The organism is Streptococcus salivarius (genome assembly GCF_000785515.1).
In the GTDB taxonomy this organism is placed as follows: domain Bacteria; phylum Bacillota; class Bacilli; order Lactobacillales; family Streptococcaceae; genus Streptococcus; species Streptococcus salivarius.
Map to the genome: position 1 here is coordinate 416,493 of NZ_CP009913.1, position 22,243 is coordinate 438,735.

Genomic DNA, 22,243 nt, shown 5'->3' on the forward strand with positions numbered 1-22,243 from the left:
TATGGGATTATTTGATCGAAAAGAAAAGTATATCCGTATCAATCCTAACCGTTCTGTACGTAATGGGGTTGATCACCAAGTGCCAGAAGTTCCAGATGAACTTTTTGCCAAATGTCCTGGTTGTAAACAAGCTATTTATCAAAAGGACTTGGGACAAGCTAAAATCTGTCCAAATTGTTCTTATACCTTCCGTATTTCCGCTAAAGAACGTCTCGATTTAACGGTTGATGAGGGTTCTTTCCAGGAACTTTTTACAGGAATTGAAACCAAAAATCCATTGAATTTCCCAGGTTATATGGAGAAATTAGCGGCAACCAAGGAAAAAACGGGTCTTGATGAAGCAGTTGTGACAGGCGTTGCAACTATCAAGGGACAAAGAACAGCCTTAGCTATTATGGATTCTAACTTTATCATGGCTTCAATGGGAACTGTTGTTGGTGAAAAAATCACCCAGCTCTTTGAACATGCGATTGAAAAAAAACTTCCAGTTGTTATTTTTACAGCATCTGGTGGTGCCCGTATGCAAGAAGGAATCATGAGTTTGATGCAGATGGCCAAGATTTCAGCCGCTGTAAAACGTCATTCGAATGCTGGCTTGTTGTATTTGACTGTATTGACAGATCCAACAACTGGTGGAGTTACAGCAAGTTTCGCCATGGAAGGTGATATCATCTTAGCTGAGCCACAAACCTTGATTGGTTTCGCAGGTCGTCGTGTTATTGAAAACACAGTTCGCGAAACTTTGCCAGATGATTTCCAAAAGGCTGAGTTCCTTCAAGAACATGGTTTTGTTGATGCCATTGTTAAACGTACAGAGTTGGCTGATACCATTGCCACACTCTTATCATTCCATGGAGGTGTTCAATGAGCGACGTAGCACGTATTTTAAAAGAAGCGCGTGACCAAGGCCGTTTAACTGCTTTGGACTTTGCCCAAGGAATCTTCGATGACTTTATCGAACTTCATGGCGACCGTAATTTCCGTGACGATGGTGCCATTATTGGTGGTATTGGTCGTTTAAATGGCCAAGCGGTTACTGTAGTGGGTATCCAAAAAGGTAGAAACCTACAAGATAACCTTAACCGTAACTTTGGGCAACCTCATCCAGAGGGCTATCGTAAGGCTCTTCGCCTCATGAAACAGGCTGAAAAGTTTGGACGTCCAGTTGTTACCTTTATCAATACTGCAGGTGCTTATCCTGGTGTTGGAGCAGAGGAACGTGGACAAGGTGAGGCAATTGCGCGTAACCTTATGGAAATGAGTGATCTTAAGGTGCCAATTATTGCCATCATCATTGGTGAAGGTGGTTCGGGAGGAGCTCTTGCCTTGGCGGTAGCCGATAAGGTTTGGATGCTTGAAAATACCATCTACTCTATCTTGAGTCCGGAAGGGTTTGCGACTATTCTCTGGAAAGATGGCTCACGTTCAGAAGAGGCAGCAGAGTTGATGAAGATTACATCAGGCGAGTTGCTTAATATGGGAATCGTTGATAAGGTGATTCCAGAACGTGGTTACTTTACAAGTGAAATTATTGAAGCAATTAAGACAGCAATTGTAGATGAGTTGGCAGAATTAAGCCAATTATCAACAGAGGACTTGCTTGAAGCGCGTTATCAACGTTTTAGAAAATACTAAAAAACATTGGGATATATCCCAATGTTTTTTAAACGGTATGACGTTCGAAGGCTTGGTCTGAGATACCTTGTTCGAGGATAAGTTTAGCCCATTCCTTAGCTGAATGAAGACTGTGATCCTTGTAGTTACCACAAGATTCAATGGTAGTTCCTGGAACATCTTCCCATGTAATCTCGTTAGCAATAGCTTCAAGACTAGATTTGATAACTTTAGCAATTTCTGTAGGATCTTGTTTACCCCACATAATCATATGGAAGCCTGTACGGCAACCAAATGGTGAGCAATCAATAAGTCCATCGATACGTTGACGGATCAGTTTAGCGAGTAGGTGTTCGATAGTGTGAAGACCACCTGTGTCAATACTATTTTCATTAGGTTGAATCAAACGGATATCAAAGTTTGTAATGATATCTCCTTTAGGTCCAACTTCCTCAGAAATAAGACGCACATAAGGTGCTTTTACAATGGTGTGATCAAGTTCAAAACTTTCAACAGTAACGTCTTTTGGCATGGTAATACCTCCCTATTCTAATAGAGTTATGATACCATAAAATCAGTTTAAAGTTCTAGTATATATTTGAGAAATCGCTATAAATATGATACACTAGAAGACGGTTTTCTTTAGGGAAACCTTAGAAAAGTTGAGGTAAAGACATGATAAACATGATAATTTTAGTTGTCTTTGCACTCATTGGTTTAGTCGTTGGATATTTAGCAATTTCTATTAAACTTAGCAAAGCTAAGGAACAAGCAGAAACTACCTTGCTAAAGGCAGAACAAGACGCTGTGAACCTTCGTAGTCAGGCAGAGCATGATGCAGATCATCTGCGTGTGACTGCTGAACGCGAGAGTAAGGCTCAACGTAAAGAGTTCTTGTTAGAAGCAAAAGAGGAAGCTAGAAAATATCGAGAAGATATTGAAAAAGAATTCAAATCTGAACGTCAAGAGCTTAAACAGATGGAAAATCGTTTGACAGAACGTGCCACTAGCCTTGATCGTAAGGATGAAAATCTATCAAGTAAAGAACTTGCCCTCGAGAAGAAAGAGCAGAGTCTTGCTGACAAATCTAAACATCTTAATGAGCGTGAAGAGAATGTGACTCAGTTGGAGGCTGAGAAGCAGGCTGAACTTGAACGTGTTGGTCAAATGACCATTGCAGAAGCGCGTGAGGTAATCTTAACGGAGACTGAGAATAATCTGACTCATGAGATTGCAACACGTATCAAAGATGCAGAAGCACAGGTTAAAGATACTGTTGATAAGAAAGCCAAAAACGTGTTGGCGCAAGCTATGCAACGCTTGGCTGGAGATTATGTTACTGAACAAACAGTAACTACTGTTCACCTTCCAGATGACAATATGAAAGGTCGTATCATTGGACGTGAGGGGCGTAACATCCGTACGCTTGAAAGTCTAACAGGTATTGACGTTATTATTGACGATACTCCAGAAGTGGTTGTCCTTTCTGGTTTCGATCCCGTTCGTCGTGAAATTGCACGTATGACTCTCGAAGCCTTGATTAAGGATGGACGCATTCATCCAGCTCGTATTGAAGAGTTGGTTGAGAAGAGCCGTCAGGAAATGGATAACCGTATCCGTGAATATGGTGAAGAGGCAGCCTACGAAATTGGTGCTATGAATCTTCACCCTGACTTGATCAAGATTATGGGACGCTTGCAGTTCCGTACGTCGTATGGTCAAAACGTACTTCGTCACTCAGTTGAAGTTGGTAAACTAGCAGGTATCATGGCTGGTGAATTGGGTGAGAATGTTGCCCTCGCTCGTCGTGCTGGTTTCCTTCACGATATGGGGAAAGCCATTGACAAAGAAGTCGAAGGTAGCCACGTAGAGATTGGTGCTGAGTTTGCACGTAAGTACAAAGAACATCCAGTTGTGGTTAACGCTATCGCTAGCCATCATGGCGATGTAGAACCTGAGAGCGTCATTGCAGTTATTGTAGCTGCAGCAGATGCTTTGAGTTCGGCTCGTCCAGGAGCTCGTAATGAATCTGTTGAGAATTACGTCAAACGCCTTCGTGATTTGGAAGAAATTGCATCAAGCTTTGACGGTGTTCAAACAAGCTTCGCCCTTCAAGCTGGTCGTGAGATTCGTATCATGGTTCATCCAAACAAAATCTCAGATGATGAAGTTACAATCTTGTCTCACAAGGTACGTGAACAAATTGAGAAGAATTTGGATTACCCAGGAAATATCAAGGTTACAGTCATTCGTGAATTCCGTGCGGTTGACTATGCCAAATAAGATAAGAGAGCCGCAAGGCTTTTTTATTTTGCACTTATACTGAAAGGTTGTATTCTTTTTGAAAATGTAAGAACTTTCTTATCAAATTGCGTCATTTTGGTAGATTAGTGTTTTGTAATGAAATATTTTGATTTTTTTTTGACTGTTTTTAGTTGACAGTTATTAAAAATTGAGTATAATAGATTCTGTAAACGATTACAGAAGGAGAGATTATGCTAAAGTCTGAACGTAAGCAGATTATCTTGTCTCAGTTGAAACAAGATGGTTTTGTCACTTTGGAAAACCTAACTGTTTTGTTAAGTGATACTTCCGAGTCGACGATTCGTCGTGACTTGGACGAGTTAGCGGCAGATGGCCAACTTAAGCGTGTTCATGGTGGTGCTGAAAGCATTCATGGTCTAAAGGAAGAAATTGCCAATAGTCAAAAAGCTATTAGAAACGTTAAAGAAAAGGCTCAGTTAGCTGGTTATGCTGCCGATTTGATTAAGGAAGGTGATGTCGTCTTTCTTGAGGCTAGTACAACAAATGAACTTTTGATTCCACATTTGGCCAATCGTCAGGTAACGGTTGTGACTAATTCTATCCATCATGCGGTTAAGCTGGTAGATCTTGGTGTTAGCACTAGGATTGTTGGAGGAAAGGTTAAACATTCAACGGATGCCTCTATTGGAAGTACTGCTCAAGAGCAAATCAGACAGCTGAATTTTGATTGTGCTTTCATTGGTGCTAATGGCGTTGATGCTCATTATTTCACCACACCAGACATGGAAGAGGCAGTTATCAAACGGACGGTTATAGCCAATGCGCAAAAAGCCTACGTTCTAGCTGATGCCTCTAAACTTGGTCAGATTACCTATGCTAAGGTAGCCGAGGTCGAGAAAGTAACCATAATTACAAACGCTTCGGAAGAAGAGCTCCTACAAGAATTAAAAGAGAAAACGAGGGTTATTGAAGTATGATTTATACTGTAACGCTGAATCCATCAATCGACTTCATTGTGCGTATCGATAAAGTAGAGATTGGTGAAGTTAACCGTATGGAGAGTGATGATAAGTTCGCTGGCGGTAAGGGTATTAATGTTAGTCGTATATTGCAACGTTTAGGTGTTGATAATACTGCAACGGGCTTCATCGGTGGTTTTACAGGACGTTTTGTGACAGATAGTTTGGATGCAGAGGGCATTAAAACCAAGTTTGTAGCAGTGGATCAAGACACACGTATTAATGTTAAAATCAAGGCTGACCAAGAAACTGAAATTAACGGTGCAGGACCTGTCATTAATGAGTATCAATTGGCTGAATTGGAAGCAGTTCTTTCAAGTGTAAGTGCCGATGATGTAGTTGTTTTTGCTGGATCAGCACCAAGCAATCTTGGAAATAAGGTCTATAACAAATTGATTCCACTAGTGCGTGAAACGGGTGCACAGGTTGTCTGTGACTTTGAAGGACAAACCTTGCTTGATTCCTTGGCTTACCAACCACTCTTGGTTAAACCAAATAACCATGAGTTAGAAGCTATTTTCAATGTCAAACTTAATGGTTTGGCTGATGTTGAAAAATATGCGCGTGAAATCCTTGCTAAGGGGGCACAGAACGTTATCATCTCAATGGCAGGTGATGGAGCTCTGCTGGTCACACCAGAGGCTGCTTATTTTGCCAAGCCAATCAAGGGAACAGTTAAAAACTCTGTTGGTGCGGGTGACTCGATGGTTGCTGGTTTCACTGGTGAGTTTGTTAAATCTGGTGATCCGATTGAGGCTCTCAAGTGGGGAGTAGCGTGTGGAACATCTACAGCTTTCTCAGATGACTTAGCGACAATTGAATTTATTAAAGAAACATACAATAAAGTAGAGGTAGAAAAACTATGAAAATTCAGGATTTACTGAACAAAAAAGTAATGTTGCTTGACCTTCAAGCAACTACAAAAGAAGCTGCTATCGATGAAATGATTAACAGCTTGGTTGACAATGGTGTTGTGACTGACTTTGATGTTTTCAAAGCAGGTATTATGGCTCGTGAAGCACAAACATCAACTGGTTTGGGTGATGGAATCGCTATGCCACACAGCAAAAATGCTGCAGTAAAAGAAGCAACAGTACTTTTTGCTAAATCTAATAAAGGTGTAGATTACGAATCACTTGATGGTCAACCTACAGACCTCTTCTTTATGATTGCTGCTCCAGAGGGAGCAAATGACACTCACTTGGCAGCCCTCGCTGAGTTGTCAAAATACCTTATGCAAGATGGTTTTGCAGATCGTTTGCGTAAGGTGACTTCTCCAGATGAAGTGATTGCTGCTTTCAATACGGGTGAAGAAGAAGCACAAGCTGAGGAAGCTAAGAAAGCACAAGCTGTTAAAGAAGCAGCTTCAAGCGATAAACCACTTATCGTAGCCGTAACAGCTTGTACAACTGGTATTGCTCACACTTACATGGCTGAAGAATCACTAATTAAAACAGGTGAAGAAATGGGAGTCAATGTTCGTGTTGAAACTAACGGTGCTTCAGGTGTCGGAACACCTTTGACTGCTGAAGAAATCAGTAAGGCTGTAGGTGTTATCGTAGCAGCAGACAAGGCAGTTGAAACAGCACGTTTTGATGGTAAAAAATTACTTTCTAAACCAGTCGCTGCAGGTATTCGTCAACCTCAAGAATTAATCCAAAACATCTTGGATGGAAAAGCTGAAGTCTTCCACGCTGAAAATGCTGGAGCTGCTCAAGAATCAAGTGAGAAATTGAGCCTCGGTGGTGCCTTCTATAAACACCTGATGAGTGGGGTATCACAAATGCTTCCATTCGTTATCGGTGGTGGTATCATGATTGCGCTTGCCTTCTTGCTTGACCAAATCATGGGTGTTCCTAAAGATCAATTGTCACAACTTGGTTCTTACCATGAAATTGCTGCTCAATTCAAGGCAATTGGTGGCGCTGCCTTTGGCTTCATGCTTCCAGTACTTGCAGGTTACATTGCTTACTCTATCGCCGAAAAACCAGGTTTGGTGTCAGGTTTCGTAGCTGGTGCTATTGCTTCAAGTGGTGCAGCCTTTGGTGGTGTTCCATTTGCTTCAGGTGGTAAAGCAACCCTTGCCCTTGCTGGCGTATCTTCAGGTTTCCTTGGAGCTCTTGTTGGTGGTTTCCTTGCAGGTGGTGTTATCCTTGTTCTTCGTAAACTCTTGGCAGGTATTCCACGTGCCCTTGAAGGAATCCGTTCTATCTTGCTCTTGCCACTTCTTGGTGTATTTGCTACTGGTTTCTTGATGTTGGCAGTAAATATCCCAATGGCAGCAATTAATACTGGTCTTAATAACTTCTTGTCAAGCTTGTCAGGAAGCTCAGCCGTACTACTTGGTCTCCTTGTTGGTGGTATGATGGCAGTGGATATGGGTGGACCAGTCAACAAAGCAGCTTATGTCTTTGGTACAGGTACTCTCGCAGCAACAGTAACTTCAGGTGGTTCAGTTGTTATGGCAGCAGTTATGGCGGCTGGTATGGTTCCTCCGTTGGCAGTATTTGTAGCAACACTCTTGTTTAAAGATAAATTTACTGAAGAAGAACGCAACTCTGGTTTGACAAACATCGTTATGGGACTCTCATTCATCACTGAAGGTGCGATCCCATTTGGTGCAGCTGACCCAGCACGCGCTATCCCAAGCTTTATCGTCGGTTCAGCTCTTACAGGTGCTCTCGTAGGTATGGCAGGAATCAAATTGATGGCACCACACGGAGGTATCTTCGTTATTGCCCTCACTTCAAATGCCCTTCTCTACCTTCTCTTCATCTTGATTGGTGCTGTGGTATCAGGTATCCTTTTCGGATTCCTCCGCAAACCACTTGATAAATAAGATATGATTAAACAATCTCGTTGAGTTCGGGGTTGTTTTTTTGTGTCGTAGCAGATTTTTGTCAGGGTACCTATTTTATGATAAAGTATAGGCAGAAATGGCTTATCTAGTAGCTAATACGCTGTATAAAGAAACATAAGAGGTAAAATATGGTAAAAGAATACGATTATATTGTCATTGGTGGTGGTTCTGGTGGTATTGCTAGTGCCAATCGTGCTGCCATGCATGGTGCTAAGGTTATTCTCTTTGAAGGAAAAGAGGTCGGTGGTACCTGTGTCAATGTAGGTTGTGTGCCTAAAAAGGTCATGTGGTATGGTGCTCAGGTTGCTGAAACCCTTCACCGTTATGCAGGCGAGTATGGTTTTGATGTGACGGTTAATAAGTTTGATTTTGCAAGGCTTAAGGACAATCGTCAGGCTTATATCGACCGTATCCATGGCTCTTATGAGCGTGGTTTTGATAGCAATGGCGTTGAACGTGTCTACGAGTATGCAAGATTTGTTGATCCTCATACGGTTGAAGTAGCGGGGGAGCTTTATACAGCACCCCATATCCTTATTGCAACAGGTGGTCATGCTCTTTATCCAAATATTCCAGGTAGTGAATATGGGATTACTTCAGATGGTTTCTTTGAGTTAGATGAAGTACCAAAACGTACAGCTGTTATTGGTGCTGGCTACATCGCCGTTGAGGTTGCTGGTGTTCTCAATGCTCTTGGTAGTGACACGCATCTCTTTGTTCGTAAGGATCGCCCATTACGTACCTTTGACAAGGATATTATCGATGTCTTAGTCGATGAGATGGCTAAATCAGGTCCGACCCTTCACACGCATGCTAATGAGACAGAGGTAGTGAAGAATGCAGATGATTCCTTGACCATTAGTTTTGATAATGGAGAAACGATTACAGTTGATTGCTTAATCTGGGCTATTGGACGCGCAGCCAACACTTCTGGTTTTGGTCTTGAAAAGACAGGTGTTAAATTGACTGAAAAAGGAACAATCTATTCAGATGAGTTTGAAAATACATCTGTTCCTGGAATCTATGCCCTTGGTGATGTGACTGGTAAACTTGATTTGACACCAGTTGCAGTCAAGGCTGGACGTCAATTGTCAGAGCGACTCTTCAACAATAAAGCTGATGCTAAGCTTGATTACACTGATGTAGCCACCGTGGTCTTTAGCCATCCAGTTATTGGTTCTGTTGGCTTGACTGAAGAAAAAGCAATCGCTAAGTATGGTGCGGAGAATATTAAGGTTTATAAATCTAGTTTCACACCAATGTATACGGCCCTTGGAGAGAATCGTCAGCCTTCAACCATGAAATTAGTAACGCTTGGTGACGATGAAAAAATCATTGGTCTTCACGGTATTGGCTATGGTGTTGATGAGATGATTCAAGGTTTCTCTGTGGCTATTAAGATGGGAGCAACTAAGGCTGATTTTGATAATACAGTTGCCATTCATCCAACAGGTTCAGAAGAATTTGTAACGATGCGATAGAAAAGTGAAGTCTGTTAACTGAGAGTTTCAGACTTTTCTTTGTGTCTGAATGGCTTCAATTGAAACCATTCACTCAACGGGTTCAGAAGAATTTGTGACGATGCGGTAGAAAAGTGAAGGCTGTTAACCGAGAGTTTCAGACTTTTCTTTGTGTTCAAATAGCAGCTTACACTTTGTGTAAAATTATAGATTGTCTAAATAAAATAAGGCCTTCAGGCCTTATTTTATTTAATTAAGTAGTTTCTTACTGCTGATATAAAGTAAAGAGATCCAGTGACAACAAATAAGTCCTCAGAATCTGATGATTCAGCTTGTGCTAGCCAGTCTCTATAGTCGGCAACACGTTTGAAGTCTTGAGGATAGTCATCCAAGGGCAGTGCCTCAAAAAAGTCAAAGCTGGTTACCGTTATATCATAATCTTTCAATTCCTCTAGTAAGTCTGCCAAAGGCTTTCGTCTAAGTCCTGCAAAGAGGATATGTACCCTACGATTAGCGAAGTTATCTTTTAGTACCTGTTTTAAGCTGGCAATTCCTTGAGGGTTATGAGCGCCGTCTAGGTATATATTGTTCCCTATCCACTCACTGCGACCAGGCCAATGCGTCTCTTCAATCCCCTCTTGGATGCTCTTATCGGTAATCTTAGGAAATGTTTGAGCTAGGAGATAGGCAGCAGTGACAGCTAGCCCAGCATTGTTTTCTTGATGCTGTCCTAACATTGGAAGTTTAAGACTTGGACTTTCCCAATGGTCATAAGAAATCTGGATCGTTTGATTGTCTTTCGGAAGCAGCTGGATTTCCTTATCAATGACGGCTAAAGGAGCTTGTAGGTCATGTGATTTTTGGTTGAAGAAATGTTCAACTTCTGTAGAGACACGACCAAGTAAGATAGGTGTGTTTTCTCGCATGACGCCTGCTTTATGATTGGCAATGTCCAAAAGGCTATTGCCCAAGGTTTCAGTGTGATCAAAGCCAATTGAAGTACAGATGACAAGCTCTGGCGAAAGAACATTGGTCGAATCAAGTCGTCCACCAATTCCAGCTTCAATGATAGCCATATCAACCTGTTTAAGGTCGAAGTAGAGGAACATGAGTAAGGTGACCAATTCAAATTCCGTTGGTCTGCCAAAATTAGTGTGCTCTTCTAAATCACTGAGGATAACCTGGGCTTTCGCGACAAGGCTAATCAAATCCTTATCAGGAATTTCTGTGCCGTTAATACTAATACGTTCGTTGAAGCGAGTGATATAAGGGGAGGTGAAAGTCCCGACCTGATAGCCCGACTTTGTTAGGATATTTTGTAGGTAGCTAGTTGTTGATCCCTTACCATTGGTCCCGACAATATGTACCGTTGGATAGTGAGACTGAGGCTCTCCAGCTTGTCTCAAGAGCCAACGCATACGTTCGAGTTGAGGGCGACGGCCATTGCCCTTGAAAGAATGGATAAAATTTAGAGTTTCTGTATAGTTCATAGGATTATAGAAAAAAGGCAGGGTTTCCTAGCCTTTTACATGTCTTAGTTAGAAGCGGCGTCATCAGTTGTTGCGCCACCAGTAGTCGCATTGCCAGATGTTGTGTCTGCAGTAGCTGCTGATGAAGAGGTAGTCGTATTGCCACCCGTTGTTGTATCTGCAGATGACGAATAGGTGTGAGTTCCTGCTTGACTACTTGTTTCTGTTTCTGAATTAGTCGCATTGCCATAACTAGATGAGGCAGCACTTGATTCTTGAGTCTTATTATTGCCTTCTTTGATGACTACAGTTGATTGATTGGCTGATGAATCAGAAGTGTCCTTATTTTTAGAGGCTGTGAAATTCATGATAGTAATTGAAGCCACGATGATTGACAAAATTGTCCCGACGGCAGTAAGGACTTTTTGGAAGGCAGTGAAGCCTTTTGTAACGTGTTCAGTCACCTTTGGGGCAGATTTTTTTTCTTCTTTTGATGAATGATTACGGCGTGAGTAATTTTCAGACATGATGCTCTCCTTAAAAATATTTTGTACTTTCTATTATATGATTTTCTCGCAAAAATTGCTAAAAAAATTATGCTATAATAAATAGTAAATAAAAATCGAGGAAAAATCATGATTTATTTTGATAATTCGGCCACGACGGTGCCTTATCCAGAGGCACTTAGAACCTATCAAGAAGTGGCTACTAAAATTTTTGGGAACCCATCCAGCCTACACCAATTAGGAACATCTGCGACACGTATTTTGGAGGCTTCTCGTAAGCAAGTTGCGGAACTCATTGGAAAATCAGCCGATGAGATTTTCTTTACGTCTGGAGGAACCGAAGGTGATAACTGGGTCATCAAAGGTGTAGCTTTTGAAAAAGAGCCTTACGGCAAACACATCATTGTTTCTGATATTGAACACCCAGCGGTAAAAGAATCTGCCAAATGGCTTTCAGAGCATGGTTTCGAGGTATCTTATGCACCAGTAAATGAGCAAGGGTTTGTGGATGTTGAAGCTCTTGCTGGATTATTACGCCCTGACACAATCTTAGTTTCGGTTATGGCTGTTAATAACGAAATCGGATCAATCCAACCTATTCAAGCCATCTCAGATTTCTTGGCTAATGAGCCTACCATATCTTTCCATGTGGATGCTGTTCAGGCTATTGGGAAGATTCCTGTATCGTCATATTTAACCGACCGTGTAGATTTTGCGACTTTTTCTGGTCACAAGTTTCATGCTGTTCGTGGTGTCGGTTTTGTCTACAAAAAGGCAGGGAAAAAGATTACGCCACTCTTAACCGGTGGTGGTCAAGAAAAAGATTTTCGTTCAACGACTGAAAATGTTGCTGGGATTGCGAGTATGGCCAAGGCCTTGCGCTTGGTAACTGACAAAGAGGAATTTTCTCTTCCTAAAATTGCCAAGATGAAAAAGATTATCTTTGACGAATTGGCTAAGTACGAGGATATTACTATTTTCTCAGGTGAGGGTGAAGACTTTGCTCCCAATATTTTGACCTTTGGAATCAAGGGTGTTCGAGGTGAAGTTATTGTCCACGCTTTTGAAGAGCATCAAATCTATATTTCAACGACATCAGCATGTTCATCTAAGGCGGGTAAACCAGCGGGAACCCTTATTTCTATGGGTGTACCGACTAAGTTAGCTCAAACAGCTGTTCGTATCAGTCTTGATGATGACAATGATATGGGACAGGTGGAACAGTTCCTCACGATTTTCAAGCAGGTCTACGCCAAGACACAAAAAGTGAGATAGCAAGATTTAAGCGATTAAACAATAAAACTAAATTCACATTTAAAAGGAAAAGGAATGACACTAACATATTCAGAAATTATGGTTCGCTATGGTGAATTGTCTACCAAGGGCAAGAACCGTATGCGCTTTATCAATAAACTTAGAAATAATATTAAAGATGTCCTATCCATCTATCCAGAAGTTAAAGTGACTTTTGATCGAGACCGTGGACATATCTATCTCAATGGTACAGACTACGAGCCAGTAGCAGAGTCTTTGAAGCAAATTTTTGGTATTCAAGCCTTTAGTCCTGTTTACAAGTTTGAAAAAGATGTCGAAGTCTTGAAAAAAGCTGTTCAAGATATTATGACTGGCCTCTATCGTGACGGTCTTACCTTTAAGGTAACTGCTAAACGTAGCGACCACGATTTTGTCCTTGACAGTCGTGAGCTCAATTTAACTTTAGGAAATGCAGTTTTTGATGTATTGCCTGACATTAAGGCTCAGATGAAGGGACCAGATGTCAACCTCAAGGTAGAAATTCGTGCCGAGGCGGCTTATATTTCTCACGAGGAAATCAAAGGAGCAGGCGGTCTACCTGTAGGTACTGCTGGTAAAGGAATGCTCATGCTTTCAGGTGGGATTGATTCGCCAGTGGCAGGTTATCTTGCCCTTAAACGTGGTGTGGATATTGAAGCTGTCCACTTTGCAAGTCCTCCTTACACTAGTCCTGGAGCTCTTAAAAAGGCTCAAGATTTGACCCGTAAGTTGACTAAATTTGGTGGTAATATTCAGTTCATCGAAGTACCATTTACTGAAATTCAAGAGGAAATCAAAGAAAAAGCACCAGAAGCTTATTTGATGACCCTGACACGTCGCTTTATGATGCGTATTACTGACCGTATTCGTGAAGAACGCCGAGGCCTTGTGATTATCAATGGTGAAAGTCTTGGTCAGGTTGCTAGTCAGACTATGGAGTCTATGCAGGCGATTAATGCTGTTACATGTACGCCTGTGATTCGCCCAGTTGTCACTATGGACAAGTTGGAAATCATTGATTTGGCACAAAAAATTGATACCTTTGACATTTCCATCCAACCTTTTGAGGATTGCTGTACTATCTTTGCACCTGACCGTCCAAAAACTAATCCAAAAATCAAAAATGTCGAACAATATGAACGTCGTATGGATGTTGACGCCTTGGTTGAACGTGCGGTTGCAGGAATCATGGTAACTGAAATCACACCTATTGAAGAGGCGCAAGACGAAGTGGATACACTTATTGAAGACTTGCTCTAATCTAGGAGGCTATAGTACTAACATAGTAGTGCCTAGGTGCTACTAGAGTAAGGTATGTCGAAAAAGAAATGTCGATGTTGAACTTTTACCCAGAAAGGAAAATACATGACTGTTTATAACATCAATTTAGGAATCGGTTGGGCATCAAGTGGTGTTGAGTACGCCCAGGCCTATCGTTCTACAATTTTCAAAAACACAGGTATTAAGGCCAAATTTGTCTTTATGGATATGTTCTTGCAGGACAATCTTTCTGATTTGACCCGTAACATGGGGTTTGCGGATGAAGACATCATCTGGCTCTACAGCTATTTTACAGACCTAAAAATTGCTCCAACGACCTATACTGTCAAGGATTTGGAAAAGGAAATTCCTTATGACATCACGCGTCGTGAGATTAATGGTAAAGTGGTTAAGCTTTTTTGTGCCAAGGAAGATATCTTCTATGCAGCCTACTTGCGTAAAGAAGGTGAAGATATTGTTCACCGTGTGGAAAAAGTATCGCGTGGTTGCTTAATCCGTAAAGATTTTTACTCTTACACTAAGATGTTCACGGAGTACTACACACCGGTAGACAATAAGGCTCACCTCTATCAACGCCGTTTCTTTAATGAAGATGGTAGTGTTGCCTATGATGAAATTGTTGATGGTAAGGATAGTGTCTTCCGTTTTCCAGATAAGATTTTGTCATCTAAGCATGAATTTATCGCTTACTTCATGTCGCAACTTGGTCTAACTGACCAAGATATCGTCATCTTGGACCGTGCAACTGGTACCGGACAGGCTGTTTTCCGTAACACCAAACCTGCTAAGCTTGGGGTTGTGGTTCATGCAGAGCACTTTAGTGAAAATGCTGTGACAGACAAGACTATTTTATGGAATAACTTCTACGAGTACCAATTCAGCAATGCAGATAAGGTTGATTTCTTTATCACAGCGACAGAACGTCAACGTAGCATTATGCTAGATCAGTTCAATAAATACACACCATTTACACCTCATATCGTAACCATCCCTGTGGGAAGTGTGGATAAACTGAGAAAGCCTGAAGGAGAGCGTAAACCATTCTCAATCATCACAGCCTCACGTTTGGCCAATGAAAAACACGTGGACTGGTTGGCCAAGGCTGTCGTTAAGGCTAAAGAAAGTCTGCCGCAAGTAAACTTTGATATCTATGGAACAGGTGCTGAAGAGGCTAAACTTAAGGCCATTATCGAGGAAAATCAAGCTCAGGATTATATCCACCTTAAAGGTCACCAAGACTTGACAGAAGTCTACAAGGACTACGAACTTTACCTATCAGGTTCTAAGAGTGAAGGGTTTGGCTTGACACTTCTAGAAGCTGTGGGATCTGGTCTAGGTATGATTGGTTTTGATGTTCGTTATGGGAACCAAACCTTTATCAAGGATAATGAGAATGGCTACCTCATTCCTCGTTTTGAAAAAGATGATGAGCCTGCTATCGTAGCTGCCTTGGCAGAGAAAATTGTAGCCTTCTTCAATCGCTCAGATTTGGATCATGTTCATCAAGTCTCTTATGATATTGCCAAAGGCTTTTTGACAGAGGAAATCGAGCAGAAGTGGCTTAACTTAGTAAAGGAGATGACTAGTCATGATTAATTTATTTGAAAACTATAGTCAGGGTAGTTGGGATCTCCATTACTCACTGATTGTCGCTGGCTATGTGAATACAACAGTTTGTCTTTCAGATGATGGCTTTCTGCCTAGTGATGTGACCTCACCCTACCTTTATTTCACTGGTTTTGACAAGGTTCAAGGTTCTGCACTTTACTTTAATCAGGTACCTGTGCCTGACTACTGGGAAATTATAGGAACGAATAGCAATGCGGAAATCTTCCGTTTTGATAAGAAACGTGGTCATATTCATTATGCCCATCCTGCTCACCAACGTCTGGTTAAAGCAGTTGACTGGTATGATGAGTCAGGACGCTTGCGCGTGACTGATCGCTACAATAACAAGGGTTACCGATTCTCACAAACAACCTATAATGTTAAGCAAGAAGCGACCATTACCAGCTATTTCACTCCAGACAACAAGGAAGTTATCGTCATCAACCATTTGACTAAAGACGTTATCTTGAATTGGAAAGACAAGGTCTACATTTTCAAAAATAAATCTGAATTTGTCGTCTTCTATCTTAAAGAAGCTGGTTATGATTTGAGTCGTATTCTATACAACTCATTGGCGACACCTTTCTTGACAACTATGAATCTTCCAAATTCTGGTCAAGACGTTCTCTTCTGGCAAGAGCCAATCACTGATTCAGTTCCTGGAAATATGCGTCTGCTTCTTGAGAGCAACCATCGTCAGACTAAGATTGTTGTACAAGATTACACAGCTTATACGAATCTTCTAAAGTTGGTTAGTCCAGAGCAGGCTTCTCGCGTGGCCTTCCTTGGATTCATGTATCCATTTGCCCGTCAGAACAACTTCCAAAATCAAGCGCTTATCTTGACCAATTCAGACCAGATTGAACATTTGGAAAGTATTGTCAGTGAAGTGCCTACCATGCATTATCATGTTGGAGCAATCACAGAAATGTCCAGTCGCTTGATGGATTTGGCTAAATATAGTAATGTTAGCCTTTACCCTAATATTACAACAGAGCAGGTTAAGCGTCTTTATAAGGAAGCTGATTTCTACTTGGATATTAACCATCAAAATGAAATCTTGTCAGCGACACGTGCTGCCTTTGAAAATAACTTGCTTATCCTTGCCTTTACGAACACTAGCCATGGTCCTGAGTATACCGCGCCAAGTAATATCTTCTCACCAATGAATGCTGGGCAATTTAAGCAAACACTTAAAGAAGCCTTGGGCAACCGTGACTTCCTCAGTCACTTGCTTGATCGCCAACGTGAGCACGCTCATGTAGCAACACCAGAAGATTATAAGAAGGTTATTGGTTAGGGAAATGACATTAGAGGTTCGTAACATTTATCCTCTGACACCAACATTTAAGAAGGTCGCTTCGCTTTATGAAGCGGCTTTTCCTGTGGAGGAGAGACTACCACTTTGGCAATTATCTTGGAACAGCTTGAAAAGAGGACAATCTTTCTTGGCCTATTTTGATCAGGAAGTCTTCGTTGGCTTGACCTATGCCATTTATACTGACAACCTGGTCTACCTACTTTTTCTTGCAGTTGAGGAAAGTAAACAATCTCAGGGATATGGCAGTCAGATTTTGGCACAAGTTAAGAAAGAAGCAGGAGTACGACCGTGTGTGCTTACGATTGAACCCATGGATGAGAAGGATGCTTCTAACCGGAATCAGCGCTTAAAACGTTTAGCATTTTATGAGCGAAATGGCTATCAGCTATTGAATCACTTCTATTTCGAAGGGACTGAACGCTATCAAATTTTGACAACGGATAGGAGCATTTGTTTAGCTGATTTGGAGCAGGATCTAGCTAAGACCTTCTTAGGAAAATATGGTATAAGGGTTGAGTAGGGGAATCATTACTTGGTTAAAGGTCAATGAGCAGAATAAGAATAATCAAAATAACTTTTTCTCTTGTCATTAGAGGGAAAAAATGATAGAATTGTAACGTTGACTAAATGCACGTCCTGTGCAACCGCACGACTACTGTTTCCAAGTGGGTTCGTCCCCGCAGTACTAGGCGAGTCTTCACAGAGGGAAACCTCAGACACATTAAAAATTTTAATAGGAGGTGCATCATGAGCACATACGCAATCATCAAAACTGGTGGAAAACAAGTTAAAGTTGAAGTAGGTCAAGCAATCTACGTTGAAAAAATCAACGCTGAAGCAGGATCAGAAGTAACTTTTAACGAAGTTGTTCTTGTCGGTGGTGATAAAACTGTAGTAGGTACTCCAGTTGTTGAGGGAGCTACTGTTGTCGGAACTATCGAAAAACAAGGTAAACAAAAGAAAGTTGTTACTTTCAAATACAAACCTAAAAAAGGTAGCCACCGTAAACAAGGTCACCGTCAACCTTATACAAAAGTTGTTATCAACGCTATCAACGCGTAAGTTAGCGACTAATCACTAAGAAAGGACACAATCTTATGTTGAAAACTCTTGAAAACTTGCAACTTTTCGCCCACAAAAAAGGTGGGGGTTCTACTTCCAATGGTCGTGATTCACAAGCTAAACGTCTTGGTGCTAAAGCAGCTGATGGACAAACTGTATCAGGTGGATCAATCCTTTACCGTCAACGCGGTACACACATCTACCCAGGTGTAAACGTAGGCCGTGGTGGTGACGATACACTCTTCGCTAAAGTTGAAGGTGTTGTACGTTTCGAACGTAAAGGTCGCGACAAAAAACAAGTATCTGTATACCCAGTTGCTAAATAATTAAGCTAAAGTCTGCACTTTTGTGTAGGCTTTTCTTTATGAAAAAAGGAGAATTCCATGCCTTTAAATCACTACCAACAAGAAGTGGGGCCAAGTCTAGCGGATGCTAGTCCAGGTAAGATGCCAGATGTTGCTCTATTAGAAGGTCGTTATTGTAGCGTTGAACATTTGACGGTGGCAGAGCATTATGAGGACATTTTAGACTTTTACTTTACTAATCAGATTCTTTCTGATTGGACCTATATGTATGCGGATCCTTTTGAATCTGAAGAAGCTGTACGTCAGTGTTTGGAGGGTTATGAGCAATCCCAAAATCCTTATTTCTTTGCCATCAGGGATAAGGCTTCAGGTAAGGTTCTAGGAACCTTTTCACTTATGGCTATTACGCCGAAAAATCGTAGTGTTGAAATGGGCCGAGTAATTTTAGCCCCTACTTTACAAAAGACTAGAGCTGCTACAGAAGCTCAATATCTGCTTATGAAATATGTCTTTGAAGATCTTAACTATCGTCGTTATGAGTGGAAATGTGATAGTCTCAATCGTCCTTCTGCCAATGCTGCCATGCGTTTAGGGTTCACCTATGAGGGGCGTTTTCGTAACCATGCTATCTATAAGGGACGTAGCCGTGATACGGACTGGTTCTCGATTATTGATAGTGAGTGGCCAGTACTTAAGAAACGATTTGAGAATTGGCTAGCTCCTGAGAATTTTGATGAAAAGGGACAGCAGAAACGTTCTTTGAGGGAATTTTGAGAGACTATGAAAGAATTTATTTGACAGATTTTTAAATTAACTATAGAATGAAATTGTTGTCGTACTTCTTAATTTTTTGCTAGAAAAGAATATTCTAGCTAGAAGGAGAACAGCATGAAAATGGATGCTACAAAAATAACTCTAGCTCTTATTGAGCTTGCGACAACTGCTATTTTGGCTTGGAGAGACATGAAAATTGCTGAGTGCAATAGTCTTAATAAGCGAGTGGAATAGTGATGGAACGTATAGCTTTAAGTTATACGTTTTTTTATTTGGAGGGTGTTATGAATGATTATAAGGCAATTATAGATAAAGCTGTTGATATTTTCTATAATTTTATGATAAAGGAAAGGTTTTACATCTATGATTCTTTTAAAAATCAAAGAAACATATATAAGGAATTTAATTTACTAACTGAGGAAGAGTTGAACTATAGTATTTTTTATGAGAAGCTTGTATCAGAAATAGAAAGTACGTTAGTACTAGGTATTATTAATGATTTATTGAAAATGAAAGGGAACAAGATTCTTTTATTAGAGAATCAGTCTTTGGCAGACCCTGATGTCTATTATTCAAAATTAGGTTTAAATTTACCTTATCGAGATGGTGATGAAAAAGGACGTCTCAATTATGAAAATAGTAGAGAAATTTGGAGTATTATTTTTGAGAATAAAGAGAAAGAAATAGTTGTCTTGAAAATATCAACTCAAAACTTAGAAAGATTTAAAGAAGATGATTTGCTAGGAAAACATGGAATATCTCGGGTTCAATTAATAAGTCTAAAAGACACTAATCCTTTTAAAAAAGAACGCGCAATATCTAAGTATAAGTGTTGTAGTGCTGGAGAACTTTTGGAAATCTATGAATTGGAGAACTATTTTACAGATATATTTGGTTCAGAGGTTTGGGAATATTATATCTTGCAAGTGAAGGGGATTATACACCGAGTGAAACAAGAGGTGGGTTTCACGGTGAATGGAGAATTAAATCCCAAAAATCTTTCCTACCTAAAGTCAACGCTAAAAAAAAATTTTTAGGGAGAAGGAAGAATTAAATAACTTTTCTGTTTTTGTAAATGAAGAGTTAAGATTGTTGGACTTCTTTTTTAATAATAAAATATATTCAGCTTTATGTGGGGATGAGGACTTTGCAAAATCATTTTTAACTGCTGAGCATCTTTACAGACAAGCAATTGGTAATTCTAGTATAGATTATTCGATAATATTAACAGGTTATTTGAAATCTCTAGAGCAACTTTTATATTTGCTTGTAAAAAAAACTATGGAAATTTCAAGAGAAGAATTATGGATAACTTGTTCGAATTCAACTAATCAAAATAAAGATAATGGGAATTTTCGAAAGAAAAATCGAATAATAAATGATAAAAGTAAAGTTAGATGGCAGGTTAAACTTATTCCAGAGTGTGAGCGATATTTTGAGGTATCAATGGGTTCATTAGTTTATTGTCTAACAGATAATGCTAAAGCGTGGAGAGTTTCTCGAAGTAATATTGAAAAAATCAGAGAGAGACTTTTAAACTATGCGAAAAAAAGAAGGAATAAGTACTTTCATAAAGAGAATCTGTACGACTTGTCTGAAGTTAAAGAGATTCGAAATGAAACTATTAAACTGTTGGTTTTGATATTAGGAAGCTATAGTATTTCAGATTCAATTGAGGGTGATTTGAATTTATTAGGGGCACGAGATTTTGGTTTTGTTGAATTTTACAATAAATTTATTCTCTCTAGTGGAGGTGATCGAAATTATAGACTAGTATTTGGGGACGGTAGAGAACAGACTGCTTTATTATCTTTATCAATTCATAATAGAGAAGAACGTGAATATGACAATAATGGGATGTTACTGTCGAAGTTAATTTTTATTAAAACTAAAGGTGTAGTTCGTTCCTCAAATTTTGGGTATTCAAAATTCGAGGATAAAGCAAATCAGCAGGATTTTATAACTATTGATAAGGATAACTACCCGATAGAGGTTTATCAGTATAACATCTGTGATAAGGATTGGATAAGGATAGTCTAACTACTCATTTTTCTGTCAATAATATTCCCATAATAAAGCATATTTATGCTATAATAAAGAGTAATTGTATCAAGGAGAATATGACTAATGGATTTAATTCGCGAAAAAGTATTTGTTAACCGTTACCACTATGATGTTCGTAACCATGAGTGGGAAAAAGAGAATGGTGTTCCTAAAACAAATGTTGAAGTAACTTTCCAGTTGCACAATAAAGATGAAGAAGCTAACAATACGTCTGTTGTAGCTGTTTTGCAATTTATGATTGTCCGTGATGAGTTTGTTATCTCAGGGATTGTTTCTCAAATGGACCACATTCAAAACCGTATCGTCAATGAACCAAAAGACTTCTCACAAGAAGAAGCAGAAGCCTTGGCTGCACCGCTCTTGGATACGCTTCAACGTTTGACTTATGAAGTAACTGAAATTGCCTTGGATCGTCCAGGTATCAATTTGGAGTTCTAAGATGTCTCTTGCAGTTATTACGGATTCATCGGTTAATCTCCCTGCTGAAATTCAGGGCCATGCTGATGTTTATGTTTTAGATATTCCGGTCATCATTGAGGGGCAGCCTTTTGTTGAAGGAAAAAACTTGGATGTCAATCAGTTTTATGCTCAAATGGCAAACTCTGAGGAACTGCTCAAGACGTCGCAACCTAATCTAGCTGACTTGGATAACTTGCTTATGGAGTTTGAGGAGAAAGGTTATACCCATGTCGTTGGGCTTTTCCTTTCTTCAGGAATCTCTGGTTTTTGGGCCAATAGTCAGTTTTTGATTGAGGACCATGCCAAGTTGAAGATTGCTTTTCCTGATACAAAAATCACAGCAGCTCCTATGGGAACCATGGTGAGAAACGTTTTGCATTGGTCAGCTCAAGGGATGTCTTTTGAGAACATTTTGAAGAAGCTTGAGGAGCAGGTTGACCAAACGACGGCTTATATTCTTGTGGATGATCTTAATCATCTGGTAAAAGGTGGTCGTTTGTCGAATGGTTCGGCGATTTTAGGAAATCTTTTGTCTATCAAACCTATTTTGAATTTTAATGACGAAGGAAAAATCGTTGTTTTTGAAAAGGTGCGTACAGAGAAGAAAGCTGTGAAACGTTTGGTTGCTCTAGCTGAGGAAAATCGTGAAATGGAACTTAGTATCCTTCACACGAATGCTCCTGAAAAAGCTGAAGATTTTAAAAAGCAGCTAGAAGCACAGGGAATTAGCGTTTCAACAGTGGTATCCTTATGTGCTGTAATTGCGACACACTTGGGTGAAGGAGCGCTAGTACTTGGTCTAACACCTAAGTTTACCAAATAAGTACTATCCATCTGGGATGGGGTTTGTCTATGATTAAGATCAATAGAGAGGAAAAATGAC

Annotated in this window: 22 protein-coding genes and 1 other annotated feature; of the genes, 19 read left to right on the top strand and 3 right to left on the bottom strand. The window is 40.2% G+C overall.

Annotated elements, in window-relative coordinates; translation table 11 throughout:
* The first annotated feature begins 1 nt into the window (after position 1).
* Positions 2-868 (top strand): acetyl-CoA carboxylase, carboxyltransferase subunit beta, encoded by an 867-nt coding sequence (gene accD, locus SSAL8618_RS02160; RefSeq protein ID WP_022495980.1) that lies wholly within the window; start codon positions 2-4, stop codon positions 866-868.
* Positions 865-1,635 carry an acetyl-CoA carboxylase carboxyl transferase subunit alpha gene (locus SSAL8618_RS02165; RefSeq protein ID WP_002886662.1) on the top strand — a complete coding sequence of 257 codons (771 nt, stop codon included), beginning with the start codon at positions 865-867 and terminating at the stop codon, positions 1,633-1,635. Before accD ends, SSAL8618_RS02165 begins: the two co-directional genes overlap by 4 nt.
* A 28-nt stretch (positions 1,636-1,663) precedes the next feature.
* Here SSAL8618_RS02165 and SSAL8618_RS02170 read toward each other — a convergent pair whose 3' ends face one another.
* Positions 1,664-2,146 carry an S-ribosylhomocysteine lyase gene (locus tag SSAL8618_RS02170; protein WP_002885585.1) on the bottom strand — a complete coding sequence of 161 codons (483 nt, stop codon included), beginning with the start codon at positions 2,144-2,146 and terminating at the stop codon, positions 1,664-1,666.
* A gap of 143 nt (positions 2,147-2,289) precedes the next feature.
* Between SSAL8618_RS02170 and SSAL8618_RS02175 the strand changes: the two genes are divergently transcribed.
* The 5 genes from SSAL8618_RS02175 to gorA all read left to right on the top strand — a co-directional run bounded on the left by SSAL8618_RS02175 (position 2,290) and on the right by gorA (position 9,239).
* Complete coding sequence (locus tag SSAL8618_RS02175; RefSeq protein WP_002885478.1) at positions 2,290-3,897, top strand: ribonuclease Y; 1,608 nt, start codon at positions 2,290-2,292, stop codon at positions 3,895-3,897.
* 212 nt (positions 3,898-4,109) lie between these two features.
* Positions 4,110-4,856, top strand: a complete 747-nt coding sequence (locus tag SSAL8618_RS02180) for a DeoR/GlpR family DNA-binding transcription regulator (RefSeq protein ID WP_038675357.1) — start codon at positions 4,110-4,112, stop codon at positions 4,854-4,856.
* Entirely contained in the window at positions 4,853-5,764 is a 912-nt protein-coding gene (pfkB, locus tag SSAL8618_RS02185; RefSeq protein WP_038675359.1) for a 1-phosphofructokinase, read from the top strand. The genes SSAL8618_RS02180 and pfkB overlap by 4 nt, the downstream gene beginning before the upstream one ends.
* Positions 5,761-7,737 carry a PTS fructose transporter subunit IIABC gene (locus SSAL8618_RS02190; RefSeq protein ID WP_002885474.1) on the top strand — a complete coding sequence of 659 codons (1,977 nt, stop codon included), beginning with the start codon at positions 5,761-5,763 and terminating at the stop codon, positions 7,735-7,737. Before pfkB ends, SSAL8618_RS02190 begins: the two co-directional genes overlap by 4 nt.
* Positions 7,738-7,886: 149 nt before the next feature.
* On the top strand, positions 7,887-9,239 hold the full coding sequence (gene gorA, locus SSAL8618_RS02195; RefSeq protein WP_038675361.1) for a glutathione-disulfide reductase: 1,353 nt from the start codon (positions 7,887-7,889) through the stop codon (positions 9,237-9,239).
* Between the two features lie 224 nt (positions 9,240-9,463).
* On the opposite strand, the gene SSAL8618_RS02200 is transcribed toward gorA, so the two are convergent.
* Positions 9,464-10,708, bottom strand: a complete 1,245-nt coding sequence (locus SSAL8618_RS02200; RefSeq protein WP_038675362.1) for a bifunctional folylpolyglutamate synthase/dihydrofolate synthase — start codon at positions 10,706-10,708, stop codon at positions 9,464-9,466.
* Positions 10,709-10,752: 44 nt separating this feature from the next.
* Positions 10,753-11,214 (bottom strand): DUF6556 family protein, encoded by a 462-nt coding sequence (locus SSAL8618_RS02205; protein WP_038675364.1) that lies wholly within the window; start codon positions 11,212-11,214, stop codon positions 10,753-10,755.
* Between the two features lie 108 nt (positions 11,215-11,322).
* Between SSAL8618_RS02205 and SSAL8618_RS02210 the strand changes: the two genes are divergently transcribed.
* The 12 genes from SSAL8618_RS02210 to SSAL8618_RS02265 all read left to right on the top strand — a co-directional run bounded on the left by SSAL8618_RS02210 (position 11,323) and on the right by SSAL8618_RS02265 (position 22,183).
* The gene (locus SSAL8618_RS02210) at positions 11,323-12,468 is read left to right on the top strand and encodes a cysteine desulfurase family protein (protein WP_038675367.1); all 1,146 of its coding nucleotides are present in this window, start codon (positions 11,323-11,325) and stop codon (positions 12,466-12,468) included.
* 54 nt (positions 12,469-12,522) lie between these two features.
* On the top strand, positions 12,523-13,746 hold the full coding sequence (thiI, locus tag SSAL8618_RS02215; protein WP_014633950.1) for a tRNA uracil 4-sulfurtransferase ThiI: 1,224 nt from the start codon (positions 12,523-12,525) through the stop codon (positions 13,744-13,746).
* A gap of 105 nt (positions 13,747-13,851) precedes the next feature.
* Positions 13,852-15,363 (top strand): accessory Sec system glycosyltransferase GtfA, encoded by a 1,512-nt coding sequence (gene gtfA / locus SSAL8618_RS02220; RefSeq protein ID WP_002885573.1) that lies wholly within the window; start codon positions 13,852-13,854, stop codon positions 15,361-15,363.
* Positions 15,356-16,675 (top strand): accessory Sec system glycosylation chaperone GtfB, encoded by a 1,320-nt coding sequence (gene gtfB, locus SSAL8618_RS02225; protein ID WP_002885503.1) that lies wholly within the window; start codon positions 15,356-15,358, stop codon positions 16,673-16,675. The genes gtfA and gtfB overlap by 8 nt, the downstream gene beginning before the upstream one ends.
* Positions 16,676-16,679: 4 nt before the next feature.
* Positions 16,680-17,216 (top strand): GNAT family N-acetyltransferase, encoded by a 537-nt coding sequence (locus tag SSAL8618_RS02230; protein ID WP_038676957.1) that lies wholly within the window; start codon positions 16,680-16,682, stop codon positions 17,214-17,216.
* Positions 17,217-17,328: 112 nt separating this feature from the next.
* Positions 17,329-17,403: a sequence feature (ribosomal protein L21 leader region), on the top strand.
* A gap of 40 nt (positions 17,404-17,443) precedes the next feature.
* Positions 17,444-17,758, top strand: a complete 315-nt coding sequence (gene rplU, locus SSAL8618_RS02235) for a 50S ribosomal protein L21 (RefSeq protein ID WP_002885597.1) — start codon at positions 17,444-17,446, stop codon at positions 17,756-17,758.
* A gap of 35 nt (positions 17,759-17,793) precedes the next feature.
* On the top strand, positions 17,794-18,084 hold the full coding sequence (gene rpmA, locus SSAL8618_RS02240) for a 50S ribosomal protein L27 (RefSeq protein WP_002885483.1): 291 nt from the start codon (positions 17,794-17,796) through the stop codon (positions 18,082-18,084).
* Positions 18,085-18,141: 57 nt separating this feature from the next.
* Entirely contained in the window at positions 18,142-18,837 is a 696-nt protein-coding gene (locus SSAL8618_RS02245) for a GNAT family N-acetyltransferase (protein ID WP_038675371.1), read from the top strand.
* Positions 18,838-19,121: 284 nt separating this feature from the next.
* Complete coding sequence (locus SSAL8618_RS02250; RefSeq protein WP_155274343.1) at positions 19,122-19,874, top strand: hypothetical protein; 753 nt, start codon at positions 19,122-19,124, stop codon at positions 19,872-19,874.
* A gap of 52 nt (positions 19,875-19,926) precedes the next feature.
* A complete protein-coding gene (locus tag SSAL8618_RS02255) occupies positions 19,927-20,877 on the top strand; it encodes a hypothetical protein (RefSeq protein ID WP_038675374.1) in 951 nt (316 codons plus the stop codon).
* A gap of 87 nt (positions 20,878-20,964) precedes the next feature.
* Positions 20,965-21,339, top strand: coding sequence for a DUF1149 family protein (locus SSAL8618_RS02260; RefSeq protein ID WP_002885550.1), 375 nt, complete (start codon positions 20,965-20,967; stop codon positions 21,337-21,339).
* Position 21,340: 1 nt separating this feature from the next.
* On the top strand, positions 21,341-22,183 hold the full coding sequence (locus SSAL8618_RS02265; protein WP_038675376.1) for a DegV family protein: 843 nt from the start codon (positions 21,341-21,343) through the stop codon (positions 22,181-22,183).
* Positions 22,184-22,243 lie beyond the last annotated feature (60 nt).